This window comes from Sinorhizobium sp. 22678 (assembly GCF_052044265.1).
Taxonomy (GTDB): Bacteria; Pseudomonadota; Alphaproteobacteria; order Rhizobiales; family Rhizobiaceae; genus Sinorhizobium; species Sinorhizobium meliloti_A.
In genome coordinates this window covers 101,508-117,172 of the sequence record NZ_JBQEMS010000005.1, presented here as the reverse complement: position 1 = coordinate 117,172, position 15,665 = coordinate 101,508, and the positions used below count along the sequence as shown (strand labels likewise).

Here is a 15,665-nt window from a genome sequence, read left to right as displayed (position 1 = left end):
GTAATTGATGAATTCTAAGATAAGTAGTATGAATGGATTTTATTGGAAGAGTAAATAATTCCTGGTGGCGGCAAGAGACTTAGGCTGAGGATCACTTTGCGCCCTATTCTCAATTTACCCGCCCTCCGGCCCACAGCTAGAGGACATCAAAATGATTCTGAAGGGAACCAATCTTTCCGACACGATCCGCGGCGCTCTGAGCGACGATGAGCTTTGGGGCTACGCGGGCGACGATTATCTCGATGGCGCCGAGGGCAATGACATGCTTTTTGGCGGCGATGGAAACGACTTCATCGTCGGCGGCCCCGGCGACGACTATGCCGAAGGCGGCACGGGTAACGACCGGATCGACGGCGGCCTTGGCCACGACAGGCTGAAGGGCGGATTAGGGAACGACATCTTAGATGGCGGTGACGGCAGCGACATTCTCGAGGGCGGCGACGGCCATGATCAGATCTTGGGCGGCCGGGGTCATGACAAGATTTTCGGCGGCGCAGGAGAAGAATATATCGACGCAGGCGATGGCGACGACATCATCTATGCCGGTTCGGGAGACGACGGCTTCAACAACCGGGTAAATCCCGCAACCGGGCAGGTCACGCAGCAGGCGGTTGCCGGCGGCGCCGGCCACGACAGGATATATGGTGAAGAAGGCAACGACGCTCTCAAGGGCCAATCCGGCAACGATTGGGTCTATGGCGGCGTCGGCAACGACATCGTCGACGGCGGCGACGGCAACAACTATCTCGACGGCGGCGACGGTCATGACGTGTTGGACTCCGAGGGCGGCATCGACGAGGCCCACGGGGGCAGCGGCAATGACAAAATCTTCGTCGGCGCCGGCGACGATCGGGTCTTCGGAGATGACGGCGACGACATGCTGTACGGCGAAGCGGGCAACGATTCCTTGAACGGCGGCAACAACTACGACCGCATCTTTGGCGGCGACGGCAACGATATCCTGCACGGCGACGCCGGTCAGGACGTCCTCGTTGGCGAGGCGGGAACCGATATTCTCTGGGGCGGAGCCGACGCCGATCGTTTCGTCTTCAAAGGCGCCCCGGCGCTCAGCGGCCAGGATACCGTCATGGATTTTCAGGATGGTGTCGATTTCCTCGTGATAGAGAAGCTCGGGATCAAGCAATACTCCAGCTCAGGCGCTGCAGGCACCGTCTACGCCTATGATGCCACCGGCGGAGACGTGCTCGTAAAAGGCTACGACTCCTCCGGCAAAGCCTTCTCCATTCTGCTGGACGATCCCGACGGCACCCTTAGCGCTGCGAACTTTTCGAGCAGCGATTTCCTTTTCGCCTGATCGGTGAAGGAAGGGTCGGCGCAACGCCGCGTGTATGGACGCGCGGCTGCGCTTCAACCAATTTTCGGAGCCTCTACGCGTTCACGCTCCCGCCCTGAAATCCGTCAGGCCGGTCATCGATTTCCATTCTTCGATGCCCTCACGGAAGGAGAGCGGCGCATAGTTCAGTTCGTTTGCGGCCTTGGACACATCGAGAGCCCTGAAGCCGAGCGGCGGCGCATCGGTGCCGGCGCTCTCGACGGCAATGAGCTGCCGTTCTGCTCCGACGGCATCGGCGACGATCTGAGCGGCTTCCAGTGAAGTAGAAGCACGCCCGCTCCCCGCATTGAAGACGCCGCCTTCGGCTCTCTCCGCAGCCTCGAGAGCCAACGTCACGACGTCATCGACATAAACGAGGTCGACGCTGTACTGGCCCCCGTCCTGAATGACCAGGGAGCGCCCGTTTCTGAGCGTCCGCACGAAGACGGGCACCATACCGGTGTTATGCATGCCGGGGCCGTAAACCGATGCGAGGCGGAGCACCGTCACCGGCATCGCATTGGATTTGCCGAGGGCGAGCAGGCAGATTTCGGCGGCGAGCTTGCTTGCCAGATAATAGCTCGCGCGGTGCACGGGAAAGGCCGGGCTCGCTTCCGAAGCGGGGCCCGCGCCAAGAGCATAGACCTGCGCCGATCCGAACAGGACAAATCGCTTCACGCCTTGCGATGCCGCTTCCATGCCGACCTGGATGGCCCCGTTCGTGTTGATCTCGAAACATCTGGCGGCCTGACGCGCATCGCTGAGATCGGCGGGAATGTAGGCGGCAAGATGAAGGACCGCATCGGTTCGACCGAGCGGCGGGAGGGGATCGCCAACCGACCATCTCTCGATCCGGAGGCCCGAGCCCATTCCGGCTGCCACCCGCTCCGGATCGCGCGCAAGTGCGGTGACCTCGTAGCCCCTGGATAGGGCTCGATCGATCAACCTGGCACCGATGAACCCGGTCGCGCCGGTAACTGCCAGCCGCATTTCCCCTACACCGTTTCGTCGAGCTTCGCAGAAGAAGCAGTGACCAGATCGCCGGGTCTCACTACGGTTTCAGACCAGTGCCGCAATATCGTCACCGGCGTGATCTGCGGCTGCTCGATCGGCTCGTCAAAGAGGAGATGGCGGATGCACATTTCCACCTCGTTGAAGCCCGCATGAATCCTGACCGCCGTCGTTCCGGAGAACCGCGCATTGATCTCGAAGATGCGGGGAACACCGTCGTCCAAACGAAACTGGAAATTCGCCGGACCATAGGCGCCGAGGGCATCGGCAGCTTCTGCCATGGCCTTGTTCAGCGCGGGGAAAGGCTCGGCAAATGCCCTGTAGGTGTTGCCGTCCCGAAGGTCCCTGCGCATGACGATCGTCGCACGGCATTTCCCGTCGAAAGTCAGCGTCCCGGCGGTGTACTCGCTCGTTTCGGAGCCGACATGTTTCTGGATCACGATGCCTGGCTGCTCCTCGATTGCGCGCGCCAGTTGCTCCCGATTGCGCACGACACTAAAGCCGATCGAACGGGCGCCAACTCTCGGCTTGACGACGAGCGGAAATCCGCACTCCTCGATCAGCGTGTCTTCGTCGCCCGGCAGACAGGAGGGAACATATCCCAGGCCCCGTTCGCGAAAGAACTCGGAGGTCAGCCATTTGTCGTTGGCAATCGACACCACCCGCGGCGAACTGATGATTACTTTGGTTCCGTAGGTTCTCTCGATCGCTTCCCTGTTCGCCGCGAGAATCGGAAGTTCCACGTCGGTTCCCGGAATGAGGATGTCGGGCCGTTCGGCACGCAGGAGTTCGCCAAGCCGGTCCAGATAGGAAGGGTCCTTGGCCATCGGCACGAGATAGGCGGCATCCCCCCAGTAAAGCCCGGCCGAGAGCGGACTTGGGTCCCCCACGATTATCCTCGCGTTCAAGGTCGAGCGCCGCAGAGCGCGAATGATGCCTTGTCCGAGCAGGGCACCTGCCCCGGTGATAAAGACCTTCATGACCGCCCTGCTCCCAATTCGATTAGCTGATCTCTACAATAGCCCAGTTCGCTCAACCGGTGTGCATCGGAACCGATCGAAACGAATGGATTGACCTCCTCGCACAGAGCCAGAAACGCCGGCATGTCGACGAGGTAGGAGGAATTGATCTCGATCGCGATCAGCCGTTCGAGCGTCGCTTTCATCAAGTCCCTGAAATAGGTTTCCGGAAAACGCCCGTGCCGCCTCAGGCTCATGCCGCCCGGGTGCGCTAGGACGTCAATGGGCGCGTTCCTGACCATTCCCATCGACAGGCGGAACTCGATTTCGGCCACCTCTTCATAGGAAAGCTGCTTGAAATCCAGATAGCCGCCGCGTCCGTCCGGGAGCCTGTGAACGACGCCGAGCACGATATCGCATCGATCCAGCACGTCCTGCGACACATCCAGCCTGCCGTCGTCATCCATCGCTTTCGTCTCGCAGCCGACGTAGACGCTCATATGATCGAAACCGCGCGCAGCGGAGCGGATCTCATCCCTGAACTCAGGAAACCATGACGTGTCTTCGCGTACGTGCTCCGTGAAAGCCAGCGCTGCGAGACCGCGTTCACTGGCCGTTTGCAGGATTTCAAGCGCAGTCGCCTGCCCGTCGGTCCAACTCGTATGGACCTGGAACTCCACGTTCAGTTGCTCTCGGCTGAGATCCCGATAGCGGCAGAACACAGGCTTGCCAGCACGGATCTTCTCCTGTCCATTCATGCGTCACTCGGCCCTTTGACAAACGCTGCGGCGGACATCTCGCTGTTCACAACAGCGCGTAAGCCGGCTGAAGCCCCTCACCGGACAGGTGCAGCAAGGACATGTCCGCCCAGGCGATGAAGTGCGGGTTTGCGAAGGCGCTGTCCTCCTCCTGCACCGTCTTGCCGTAGAGGAGGCGCGAGCCGTCCAAGCGAACGACCGATCCGCCGGCAGCTTTCAGCACCGCATCGCCGGCGGCCGTATCCCACTCCATGGTGCGGCCGAACCGCGGATAGACGTCCGCCTTGCCTTCCGCCAGCAGGCAGAATTTCAACGACGAGCCGACGGAAGCGTAGTTCATGACGCCATGGCCGGTGAGGAAGGCCTCGGTCTCGGAACTGTTGTGCGAGCGGCTGGCGACCGCCGTCAGTTCCGCACCCCGCATCCGCACGCGGATCGGCTGCCGGTGCTCGAGTGCCCATGCGGGATCGAGCAGAAGCTTTTCCGCCCTGCCGCCATCGGCGACATAGGCACAGCGCTGCGCGGGTGCATAGACGATGCCGGCAACCGGCACATTGCCCTCGATGAGGGCAATGTTGACGGTGAAGTCGTTGCGGCGATTGATGAATTCCTTCGTGCCGTCGAGCGGATCGACGAGAAAGAACGTACCGCCGCTGATATCCGGAACGCGGCCCGAGGAAACAGACTCCTCCGCAACCACGGGGATGTGCGGAAACGCCGCCGCAAGTCTCTCGAGAATGATCGCTTCGGCCCGCTCGTCGGCCTCGGTGACGGGCGATTGATCGTCCTTGTAGCAGACTTGGGGACCGGCGTCGTAGACGTCGAGAATTGCCGCACCCGCATCGAGCGCTATGCGCTCCAGCATTTCGCAAAGGGGCGTCATTTCCCCTCCATCCTGCGGTCAAGGAATTCCTCGATCGCGAGCGCCAGGTCGGTCGGTTCATGGCCGACGGTGCGTATATGGAGTTCCGGATTTTCCGGGGTCTCATAGGGCGAGGATACGCCAGTGAAGTTCGCGATCTGGCCGGCGAGCGCCTTCTCGTAGAGCCCCTTCGGATCGCGGCGCGCACACTCGTCGAGCGGCGTGTCGACGAAGATCTCGATGAACTCGCCCTCCCGCATCAATTCCCGCGCCATACGCCGTTCGTCCCGGAACGGCGAGATGAAGGAGACGAGAACGATCAGGCCGGCATCGGCCATGAGCTTGGCCACCTCCGCCACGCGGCGGATGTTCTCTACCCGGTCCTCCTCGGTAAAGCCGAGGTCCCGGTTGAGGCCGTGACGTATATTGTCGCCGTCGAGCAGGTAGGTGTGCTTGCCCTGAGCGTGGAGGATCCTGTCGAGCTCGTTCGCGATGGTCGATTTTCCGGAGCCGGAAAGCCCGGTGAACCAGAGAACGGCAGGGAGCTGATTTTTCATGGCGCTGCGCGCGCTCTTGTTCACCTCGAGCGCATGCCAGTGGACGTTGTCTGCACGCCGGAGGGGAAAATCGATCAACCCCGCACCGACCGTGGCATTCGTCACCCGATCGACGATGATGAAATTGCCCGTCGCCCGGTTGTCCTTGTAAGCGTCGAAGGCGATCGGAGCCTGTGTCGAGATGTTGCAGACACCGACTTCATTCATCTGCAGCGACTTCGCCGCCTCACGGATGAAGCTGTTGATGTTGACCTGGTGCTTGAGCGCGGTGACCGTCGCGCTGACGCTGTCGGTCTCCGTGCGCAGGATGTAGCTTCGTCCCGGCATCATCGGGTTCGCATCGAACCAGATCACATGCGCCTGGAACTGGTCCGCCACGAAGGGCCGGGCACCGGGGGCGACGAGCATATTGCCGCGGGACGCATCCACCTCGTCAGAGAGGACCAGCGTCACCGCTTCGCCTTCCCCTGCCGTCGCAAGCTCCCCGTCATAGGTCACGATCGCCTTGACCGATGTGCGCTGCCCTGTCTTCGCGACGACGACCGGATCGCCCACGGAAATCCTCCCGCAGGAGATCTGCCCGGCATAGCCGCGAAAATCCGCGTTCGGCCGCATGACCATTTGAACCGGGAAGCGGAAAGGCTTTGCCTGGTCCGTTGGCTCGAGTTCTACCGTTTCCAGATATTCGAGCAGCGCCGCCCCTCTGTACCAGGGCGTATTGGCCGAAGCCGAGATGACGTTGTCGCCGTCGCGTGCCGAGATCGGGATCGGCCGTATGCTGGCAAAACCGAGCTCTTTGGCGAAAGCCATGTAGTCAGCAACGATTTCCTCGTACACCTGTTGTTGAAAATCGACGAGATCGATCTTGTTGACGGCCAGCACGACATGACGAATGCCGAGCAGCGAGGCGATATAGGAGTGGCGGCGGGTCTGCTGGAGAATGCCCTGCCGGCTGTCGATGAGGATGATGGCGAGATCTGCCGTCGAAGCTCCGGTCACCATGTTGCGCGTATATTCCTCGTGGCCGGGCGTATCGGCGACGATGAACTTGCGTTTTGACGTGGCAAAATAACGATAGGCCACGTCGATGGTGATGCCCTGCTCGCGCTCGGCCTCAAGCCCGTCGAGAAGCAAGGCGAGATCGATTTCCTTGCCGTTGGCGGCGCCGGGAGAGCCGACGCGCCCGAGGTTCGCGAGCTGGTCCTCGAAGACCAGCTTCGCATCGTAAAGCAGCCGCCCGATCAGGGTCGATTTGCCGTCGTCGACCGAACCGCAAGTGATAAATCTGAGGATCGACTTGTTGTCGTGCTCGGCCAGATGCGCTTCAATGTCATGCGGCGGTATGGATTGAACATACGACATCAGAAGTAGCCCTCCCGCTTCTTTTTCTCCATCGCCCCGACTTCATCCGTGTCGATCAGCCGGCTCTGACGTTCAGACGTGCGCACCGTCAGCATTTCCCGCAATATCTCGGGAACGGTGACGGCGTCGGACTCGACCGCCCCGGTCAGCGGATAGCAGCCAAGCGTGCGGAAACGCACCAGCTGTCGGGTAACCTCCTCTTCGGGCTGGATGGGCATGCGGTCGTCGTCGACCATGATCAGCATGCCATCTCGTTTGACGACCGGGCGCCTGGCCGCGAAATAAAGCGGCACGATCGGAATTTCTTCGCGCAGGATGTACTGCCAGATATCGAATTCGGTCCAGTTGGAGAGCGGGAAGACCCGCATCGTCTCGCCTTGCCCGACCCGCGTATTGTAGGTCTTCCACATCTCGGGCCGCTGGCGCTGGGGATCCCAGCCATGCTGTGCGCTGCGGATCGAGAAGATGCGTTCCTTGGCGCGCGACTTCTCCTCGTCGCGCCGCGCGCCCGCGAGCGCCGCGTCGAAACCGTATTTCTCGAGCGCCTGCCGGAGCCCCATCGTCTTCATGACATGGGTGTGCACGTTGGAGCCGTGGGTAAAAGGGCCTATGCCCTGATCTATCCCGTCCTGATTGACGTGAACGAGGAGATCGAAGCCGAGCTCTCGCGCCATCCGGTCGCGAAACTCGATCATCTCCCGGAACTTCCATTTGGTATCTACATGCAGGAATGGAAATGGCGGCTTGGCGGGGTAGAACGCCTTCATCGCCAGGTGCAGCAATACCGAGGAGTCCTTGCCGATCGAGTAAAGCGCAACCGGGTTTGAGAATGTTGCAACAACTTCTCGAATGACATGGATCGCTTCGGCTTCGAGCCGCCGAAGATGGGGAAGAGACATATCGCAATCCCTCTGATTTTAAATAATAAAAATGGCATGCAAATAAAAAGTAACCGCCTGCGAAATGTTGCAGACGCAATCAAATAATCGTTCAGCAGTTAAATGTGATCCCGCCGACTGGTGCGCATTTAAGCGCTATATCGGCAATATTTCAAGTAAGAATAACAATCCTCATTTCCGCGGGCGATTCGCCGCCCCGGTAGCGCTCAGGGCGACCCCACGGCCCGCGTCTTCAGGATCGCCGAGAAACGCGGATCGAAGGTCCGACTGATCGGCTCGGCGGCGGCACCGATCGCAACCGCCCACGGGTCCGTGAAACCCAGTTGCAGCCGCGGCGCGCTGCGTTGCCTCCGCTCGGCGATCGACGGCAGCAGCGGGTGGAGAGCGTCCATGAGAAGGCGGGCGAGCCCGGACGGCATGCCGCCGCACAGAATGATCGTCTGCGGATCGAAAACCGTTTCGAGCAACTGGATCGTCGCCCGCAATTCGAACGCCGCGTCTGCGATCCAGGCAGCTACGCGACGATCCTTCGAACAAGCGATGGCGTCGATGCGGCCGTAGAGATCGCCATCGGCGGGATCGATCTCGAGAATCTTGCACAGCGAGGCGATCGATATACGATGCTCCAGCGGTGCCCTCCCGTCGTCGGCGCCCCCACGCGGCCTGCTCAGAATCATGCCGATCTCGCCGGCATTGCCATGCGAGCCGCGATAGAGTTCGCCATTGAGGATCAGCCCCGCTCCAAGCCCGTAACCGAGATAAACGCAGAGGGCGTGGTCCACTCCATGGGCAGCGCCGACCATCTTTTCCGCGGTCGCGGCCGCCGCCGCGTCGTTCTGGAGGCGCACGTCGAGACCGGTCCCCGCCGAGAGCCTTTCAAGCAGGGGAAAGCTCTGCCAGGCAGCCATCATCCAGGGATCGTCGGCCTCGGCGTCGACGCCGAACGGGCCCGGCATAGCAACACCCAGACCAACGAGACGGTCCCTGGATTGCGGTGCGATGGTCGAAAGTTCCTGCCGTGTTTCGTCGATCAACGTCAGTATGGCCCCGACACCCGTCTCAGGACCGCCGGCCGGCAGGATTACCTCGTTGCGGGCGAGGACTGTGCCGACCAGGTCGACGGCGACCGTGCGCGTCACGTGGCGGTCGATCTGAAGACCGATGGCAAAAGCGCCTTCCGGCACCAGCCGATAGGGCGTCGATGGCTGCCCCCGCCCCTTGCGCACCGCGGCAAGCGACGCCACGAGCCCGTCGTTCTCGAGCTCCTCGATGATGTTGGAAACGGCCTGCTTGGTGAGTGCGGTCGCACGCGCCAGATCGGCCCGCGACAAGCGCCCGTTCAGCCGCAGAGCGTCGATCATGACACGGCGGTTGTGTGCGCTCGCGCCTTCCTGATTGGTACCGCTCTTCGCCCGGATCGGACGGATCTCGTTCATGAACAAATCCTCTTGACACATCTGGACTATTGAACAAGAAATAAGTCAAGACAATTGACTTATTAAGAGGTCGAAGAACCTCGGGGGAACGAAAGCGGCCCGAAATGCCCGCGAGCGCTCCGGTTTGATTTGTCGACGGCGGCCGCGAGAAGCGGCGGAATTCCTGTTGGCGCGCGGCAGGCGCGCCGCGAAGACTGCAACGGTCAGCTACTGGAGGCGACAATGTTGAAATCCACCCGCAACGCTTTGATCGGCGCGACGCTCATCGGGGCTGGCTTCACCGGCCATGCCCAGGCCGAAACGACGCTGAACGCGCTGTTCATGGCCCAGGCCGCTTATAGCGAGGCCGATGTCCGCGCCATGACGGAGGCTTTCGCCAAGGCCAACCCGGACATCAAGGTCAATCTCGAATTCGTTCCCTATGAGGGACTGCACGACAAGACGGTGCTCGCCCAGGGTTCCGGCGGCGGTTATGACGTCGTCCTCTTCGACGTGATCTGGCCTGCCGAATACGCGACCAACGACGTCCTCCTCGACGTTACGGACCGCGTTACGGACGAGATGAACAAAGGCGTCTTGCCGGGAGCATGGACGACCGTGGAATATGACGGCAAACGTTACGGAATGCCGTGGATCCTCGACACGAAGTATCTCTTCTACAACAAGGAAATCCTTGACAAAGCCGGGATCAAGGAACCGCCGAAGACCTGGGAGGAACTTGCCGAGCAGGCCAAGGCGATCAAGGACAAGGGGTTGCTCGAAAGCCCGATCGCCTGGAGCTGGTCTCAGGCGGAAGCGGCGATCTGCGACTACACGACGCTGGTCAGCGCCTACGGCGGCAAATTCCTCGACGGCGGCAAGCCGGCCTTCACCACCGGCGGCGGGCTCGATGCGCTGAACTACATGGTAACGAGCTACACGTCGGGGCTCACCAACCCGAACTCGAAGGAATTCCTCGAGGAGGATGTACGGAAGGTCTTCCAGAACGGCGAAGCCGCCTTCGCGCTCAACTGGACCTACATGTACAATCTCGCCAACGATCCCAAGGAGAGCAAGGTGGCCGGCAAGGTGGGCGTCGTTCCGGCCCCGGGCGCCGCCGGCAAGAGCGAGGTTTCGGCGGTCAACGGCTCCATGGGGCTCGGCATCACCGCGACCAGCAAGCACCCCGAAGAAGCCTGGAAATACATCGTACATATGACCTCGCAGGAGACGCAGAACGACTATGCCAAGCTGAGCCTCCCGATCTGGGCCTCTTCCTATGAGGACCCCGCAGTGACGAAGGGCCAGGAGGAGCTGATCGCTGCCGCCAAGCGTGGACTTGCCGCCATGTATCCGCGCCCGACGACGCCGAAATATCAGGAGCTCTCGACCGCCCTGCAGCAGGCGATCCAGGAAGCACTGCTCGGCCAGTCTTCTGCGGAAGACGCCCTGAAGAGTGCCGCCGAGAACAGCGGTCTCTAATGACGGCTCCGTCGGTAGCGGACGCGTTCGCCGTCCGGGCCGGCGCCCCCGCGCGCGGTCGGTGCGGCGGCGGCGTTTCCTCGTCATCCCTGTGCTTGTCACAGCGATGCTTCGGCGCCGCGTCTGCGGCGCTGAAGGAGCTTTCAGCCCAAGAACCTGGGCTGGCTGGATTCCTGTGACAGGCACAGGAATGAGGGTCCTGATTGCGTATTGCCGGTAGCTACCGAAGAAGAGGTTTCCATTCATGACCGGCACCTGGATTTCGACGCGCGCTTGGCTTCTGATGTTGCCGCTCCTCGTGGTGATGACCGCCGTCATCGGCTGGCCGCTCGTCGACACCGTTCGGCTCTCCTTCACCGATGCAAAGCTCGTCGGCACCGAGGGCGGTTTCATCGGACCGGCGAACTACATAAAAATGCTGACCGGATCGAATTTTCAGCGGGCACTCGTCACCACGACCTGGTTCGCAGTCATTTCGGTTGCCGCAGAAATGGTGCTCGGCGTCCTTGCCGCGCTCCTTCTCAACCAGCAATTCCGCGGGCGAACGGCGCTTCGGGCATTGATGATCCTGCCTTGGGCACTGCCGACGGTGGTCAACGCGACGCTCTGGCGGCTCATCTACAATCCGGAATATGGCGCGCTCAATGCCGCGCTGACGCAGCTCGGCCTCCTCGACAGCTATCGCTCCTGGCTCGGCGAGCCGGGAACGGCGCTCGCCGCGCTGATCGTCGCGGATTGCTGGAAGAACTTTCCGCTGGTGGCGCTGATCGCACTCGCCGCGCTCCAGGCCGTGCCGCGCGACATCACCGCTGCATCGCTCGTCGATGGGGCCGGTCCGTTCAACCGTTTCCGCTTCGTCATCATGCCCTATCTCGCCGGCCCGCTGCTGGTGGCGCTGGTGCTGCGAACCATCGAGGCATTCAAGGTCTTCGACATCATCTGGGTGATGACGCGCGGCGGACCGGCAAACAGCACGCGCACGCTCTCGATCCTCGTCTATCAGGAAGCGTTTTCCTTCCAGCGCGCCGGCTCCGGCGCGTCGCTTGCACTCATCGTCACCCTGCTCGTGACAATTCTTGCCGCCGCCTACGCGGCGCTCCTCCGAAAGGCCGCCGGAGCTTCGTGATGGAACGCCAAAGCCCCCTCTTTTCCGTCTTCATCCATGCGAGTGCCCTGCTTCTGGCCGTGGTCATCCTCGCGCCGGTCGCCTGGCTGTTGATCATGAGCATTTCGCCTGCCGCGGACCTCAGTGCCAAGCCGCTGGCCTGGTGGCCGAGCGACATCGACCTCTCGCGGTACCGCACGCTGTTGTCGGCTGTCGAAAACAGTGCCGGTGCGGCCTTCATCGCCTCGCTCCTGAACAGCCTCAAGGTCGCCGGAATGGCGACGCTCGCCGCTGTGGCCGTTGCCGTTCCGGCCGCCTGGGCCGTTTCGCGCACGCCGGCCGTCGCCTGGTCGCTCTATGCCGTAATCGCCACCTATATGCTGCCGCCTGTCGCCCTTGCCGTGCCACTCTATATGGGTCTTGCCTATTTCGGCCTGCTCAATTCCGTCTTCGGCCTGGCGCTCGTCTACCTCACCATTCTCGCCCCTTTCACGACCTGGCTCCTGAAATCGGGCTTCGATTCCATACCGCGGGAGATCGAGAGCGCGGCGATGATCGACGGCGCGCGGCTGGACCAGATCCTGAGGCTCCTGACGCTGCCGCTTGCTGCCCCTGTCATGGCGACCTCTGCGCTCTTCGCCTTCCTGCTCGCCTGGGACGAATTCTTCTACGCGCTGCTCTTCACTTCCGACCAGCGCGCCAAGACCCTCACGGTCGCCATCGCCGACCTCGCCGGCGGCCGTGTTTCGGATTACGGGCTGATCGCAACCGCCGGGGTCCTTGCCGCCCTGCCTCCGGTGTTGATCGGCCTTATCATGCAAAGAGCCCTGATTTCCGGGCTCACCAGCGGCGGCGTCAAGGGATGACCATGAGCATATCGAAGGACCGCCCGGCAGGGCTCATTGCAATCGACCGGGAGATGGCGCGCCAGCATGCCGACGCGATCGCTTCCTACGAGGGAGCGACGGCCACAGCGCAACGGATCGCCGCATCGCTGAAAGCGACGGGCCGACTCCTACTTCTCGGCATGGGCGGTTCGCATGCCGTCGGCCGCGCCGTCGAACCGCTCTATCGCGCCCTTGGCATCGAGGCGGTCGCCGTCCCGCTATCCGAACAGCTCGGCGAGCCGCTATCGATCGAAGGCAAGACCGTTCTCGTCACTTCGCAATCGGGCGAAAGCGCGGAAGTGCTGCGCTGGTTCCGCGAAACGGACGGGGGCACAAGCGAGACATTCGGGCTGACGCTCGAAGAGGACGCATTCCTGGCCAAGGCCGTGCCTTCGCTCGTCGGATCAGGCGGGACGGAGCGGGCCTTTGCGGCCACGCGCAGCCTGACGGTGACCTTTGCGCTGCACCTGGCGGTCCTCGCCGCCCTCGGCGCCGACCCGGCCGACGCACTTCACGCCCTTACGGATCCCGAGGCGCCGGCAATCGACGGCGCGCTCGCGATGCTCGCCGATGTCGGCGCGATCGTCACCTCCGGCCGCAAACTGCAGGGTCTCGCCGAAGCGATCGCCCTTGGGCTTACGGAACTCTCACGTCTGCCCTGTTTTTCGCTCGAAGGCGGGCAGTTGCGCCACGGACCGATGGAAATGCTGGGGCCTCCTGTCGGCGTCGTCCTCTTCCGCGCCGCCGATCCGACCGCCAAGCTCGTCGGAGCCATGGCAACCTCGGCAGCCGAAGCCGGCTCGCCGGTTATCGTCTTCGACGCATCGGGCGAGCCTCCAGCCGCGGGTGCCACGACAATCCCCTTCAAGCCGGCGGCCGGCATGGCCGCGATCGTCGCCATGCTTCCGGTCGCGCAATCCCTGATGATCGCCTTTGCCGACGCCCACGTCGAAAACGCCGGGACGCCGGTGCGATCCACCAAGGTCACCCGGAGCGAATGACGATGCGTCCGCTTGCAGCCATCGGCAACGTCAACGTCGATCTGATACTCGGCCCGGCCGAACCCTGGCCGAAGCCCGGCACCGAGGTCATCGTCGATCATGACGAACTGCGCGTCGGCGGCTGCGCCGGCAACAACGCTCTTGCCTGGGATTCGCTCGGCGTGGATTATGTGATTGCGGCCAATGTCGGCAACGATCAGTTCGGCACCTGGCTGAAGGAGGCGTTCGGGAAGCGCTCGCACGACTGGCCGGTGGAAGCGGCCGGCACGACGCTTTCGGTGGGCATCACCCACCCGGATGGCGAACGCACCTTCTTCACGACGCGCGGCCATCTGCCGCTGTTCAGCTTCCCGCAAGTGCACTCGATGCTAGACGGCAACCGACTTCGAGGCGGCTATGCGCTGCTTTCCGGTTCCTTCCTGACGGACGCGCTCACCCTTGCCTATGACGCGCTTTTCGACTGGGCGGATGCCCACGACATTGCCGTGGGCCTCGACACCGGGTGGCCGCTCGAGGGCTGGACGGAGATCAACCGGCTCAAGACGCTCGGCTGGCTGAAACGCTGTCATTGCGCCCTCTTCAACGAGGTGGAGACGACCACGCTTACGGGTCTGTCCGACCCGGCCGAAGCCGCGCTGAGCCTGAAGGGCGAAATGCCTGCGGACGCCATCGTCGTCGTCAAGCGCGGCCCCAATGGAGCGCTCGCCATCGATCGGGACGGCGGAATTTTTTCCGTGCCGGCGCCGCAGGTTCAGGTCGTCGATACGATCGGCGCCGGCGACGTCTTCAATGCGGGCTTCCTGGCGGCACTCGCCGCCGACATGCCGCTCGAAGCCTGCCTCAAGACCGGGGTTACGATCGCCTCGCAAGCGATCTCCACCCTTCCGCGCCGCTACGGCAAGCCCCTTTCTGCCTTTCTCGAGGAATCCAGGCGATGAGCGCTCTCGAAATCCGCAACATCCACAAGCGCTACGGCGAAGTGGAAACGCTGAAGGGCATCGACATCGCGCTCGAAAGCGGCGAGTTCCTCGTGCTGCTCGGTTCCTCCGGCTGCGGCAAGTCCACGCTGCTCAACATCATTGCCGGGCTTGCCGAACCGACCGGCGGCGACATCCTGATCGGCGAGCGTTCGGTCCTCGGAGTCCATCCCAAGGATCGCGACATCGCGATGGTGTTTCAGTCCTATGCTCTCTATCCGAACCTGAGCGTCGCCCGAAACATCGGTTTCGGCCTCGAAATGCGCCGCGTGCCGCCGGCCGAGCGCGACAAGGCGGTGCGCGACACCGCAAGGCTGCTGCAGATCGAGAACCTGCTCGACCGGAAGCCGGGCCAGCTTTCCGGCGGCCAGCGCCAGCGCGTCGCGATCGGCCGGGCCCTGGTGCGCAACCCCGAGGTGTTCCTCTTCGACGAGCCGCTGTCGAACCTCGACGCTAAGCTCCGGATGGAGATGCGCACCGAACTCAAACGCCTGCACCAGATGCTGAAGACGACGGTCGTCTATGTGACCCACGACCAGATCGAGGCGATGACGCTCGCAACCCGCATTGCCGTGATGCGCGACGGCCGCATCGAGCAGCTCGCCACGCCAGAAGAGGTCTACGACCGCCCCTTAACACTCTATGTCGCCGGCTTCGTCGGCTCGCCGCCGATGAACATTCTAGACGCCGAGGTGACCACAAGCGGCCTGAAGCTCGACGGTTGCGAGGAGGTGCTTTCCCTGCCGGCAGCCTTTAACGGGGCCGCCTCGGCAGGACGGCGCGTGAAGGTCGGCATTCGTCCGGAGGCATTGCGGTTCGCAGCCGGGTCAGAGGCTCGGCGATTGACCGCGCATGTCGAGGTTGTGGAACTCACAGGGCCGGAACTCGTGACCACGGCCACAGTCGGCAGACAGCGCATCACCGCCTGCCTGCCGCCGCGCACGGCAGTCGGAATGGGATCGGCTCATGCCTTCACCTTCGACGAGACGGCTCTGCATCTGTTCGATCCGGAAAGCGGCCGTTCGATCAGAATGGAATAGAGAGAAGGGCGATCTAC

At 62.6% G+C, this 15,665-nt stretch carries 14 protein-coding genes; 7 read left to right on the top strand and 7 right to left on the bottom strand.

Features of this window, described 5'->3' with window-relative positions:
• Positions 1-151 precede the first annotated feature (151 nt).
• Positions 152-1,315: a calcium-binding protein gene (locus ACTJKL_RS09885; RefSeq protein WP_411922523.1), complete on the top strand. Its 1,164-nt coding sequence runs from the start codon at positions 152-154 to the stop codon at positions 1,313-1,315.
• Between the two features lie 81 nt (positions 1,316-1,396).
• On the opposite strand, the gene ACTJKL_RS09880 is transcribed toward ACTJKL_RS09885, so the two are convergent.
• The 7 genes from ACTJKL_RS09880 to ACTJKL_RS09850 form a co-directional block, all read right to left on the bottom strand.
• Complete coding sequence (locus ACTJKL_RS09880) at positions 1,397-2,323, bottom strand: NAD-dependent epimerase/dehydratase family protein (protein ID WP_411922524.1); 927 nt, start codon at positions 2,321-2,323, stop codon at positions 1,397-1,399.
• A gap of 5 nt (positions 2,324-2,328) precedes the next feature.
• Positions 2,329-3,324, bottom strand: coding sequence for an ATP-grasp domain-containing protein (locus ACTJKL_RS09875; RefSeq protein ID WP_411922525.1), 996 nt, complete (start codon positions 3,322-3,324; stop codon positions 2,329-2,331).
• Positions 3,321-4,061, bottom strand: a complete 741-nt coding sequence (locus ACTJKL_RS09870) for a PHP domain-containing protein (RefSeq protein ID WP_411922526.1) — start codon at positions 4,059-4,061, stop codon at positions 3,321-3,323. Before ACTJKL_RS09870 ends, ACTJKL_RS09875 begins: the two co-directional genes overlap by 4 nt.
• A gap of 46 nt (positions 4,062-4,107) precedes the next feature.
• Entirely contained in the window at positions 4,108-4,944 is an 837-nt protein-coding gene (cysQ, locus tag ACTJKL_RS09865) for a 3'(2'),5'-bisphosphate nucleotidase CysQ (RefSeq protein ID WP_411934381.1), read from the bottom strand.
• Positions 4,941-6,842, bottom strand: a complete 1,902-nt coding sequence (nodQ, locus tag ACTJKL_RS09860) for a bifunctional sulfate adenylyltransferase/adenylyl-sulfate kinase NodQ (protein WP_440852783.1) — start codon at positions 6,840-6,842, stop codon at positions 4,941-4,943. Before nodQ ends, cysQ begins: the two co-directional genes overlap by 4 nt.
• Positions 6,842-7,741 (bottom strand): sulfate adenylyltransferase subunit CysD, encoded by a 900-nt coding sequence (gene cysD, locus ACTJKL_RS09855; protein ID WP_100670571.1) that lies wholly within the window; start codon positions 7,739-7,741, stop codon positions 6,842-6,844. The genes nodQ and cysD overlap by 1 nt, the downstream gene beginning before the upstream one ends.
• Positions 7,742-7,947: 206 nt before the next feature.
• Positions 7,948-9,177, bottom strand: coding sequence for an ROK family protein (locus ACTJKL_RS09850; RefSeq protein WP_440852782.1), 1,230 nt, complete (start codon positions 9,175-9,177; stop codon positions 7,948-7,950).
• Positions 9,178-9,399: 222 nt separating this feature from the next.
• Here ACTJKL_RS09850 and ACTJKL_RS09845 point away from each other — a divergent pair, with 222 nt between their 5' ends.
• From ACTJKL_RS09845 to ACTJKL_RS09820, 6 genes are all read left to right on the top strand, one after another.
• Entirely contained in the window at positions 9,400-10,638 is a 1,239-nt protein-coding gene (locus ACTJKL_RS09845; RefSeq protein ID WP_411934384.1) for an extracellular solute-binding protein, read from the top strand.
• A gap of 244 nt (positions 10,639-10,882) precedes the next feature.
• Positions 10,883-11,764, top strand: coding sequence for a carbohydrate ABC transporter permease (locus ACTJKL_RS09840; RefSeq protein WP_100670577.1), 882 nt, complete (start codon positions 10,883-10,885; stop codon positions 11,762-11,764).
• Positions 11,764-12,609, top strand: a complete 846-nt coding sequence (locus tag ACTJKL_RS09835) for a carbohydrate ABC transporter permease (protein ID WP_411922531.1) — start codon at positions 11,764-11,766, stop codon at positions 12,607-12,609. Before ACTJKL_RS09840 ends, ACTJKL_RS09835 begins: the two co-directional genes overlap by 1 nt.
• Positions 12,606-13,631 carry an SIS domain-containing protein gene (locus ACTJKL_RS09830; protein ID WP_411934385.1) on the top strand — a complete coding sequence of 342 codons (1,026 nt, stop codon included), beginning with the start codon at positions 12,606-12,608 and terminating at the stop codon, positions 13,629-13,631. Before ACTJKL_RS09835 ends, ACTJKL_RS09830 begins: the two co-directional genes overlap by 4 nt.
• The gene (locus ACTJKL_RS09825) at positions 13,628-14,569 is read left to right on the top strand and encodes a PfkB family carbohydrate kinase (protein WP_411934386.1); all 942 of its coding nucleotides are present in this window, start codon (positions 13,628-13,630) and stop codon (positions 14,567-14,569) included. Before ACTJKL_RS09830 ends, ACTJKL_RS09825 begins: the two co-directional genes overlap by 4 nt.
• Positions 14,566-15,648, top strand: a complete 1,083-nt coding sequence (locus tag ACTJKL_RS09820) for an ABC transporter ATP-binding protein (protein ID WP_440852781.1) — start codon at positions 14,566-14,568, stop codon at positions 15,646-15,648. Before ACTJKL_RS09825 ends, ACTJKL_RS09820 begins: the two co-directional genes overlap by 4 nt.
• Positions 15,649-15,665: the final 17 nt, after the last annotated feature.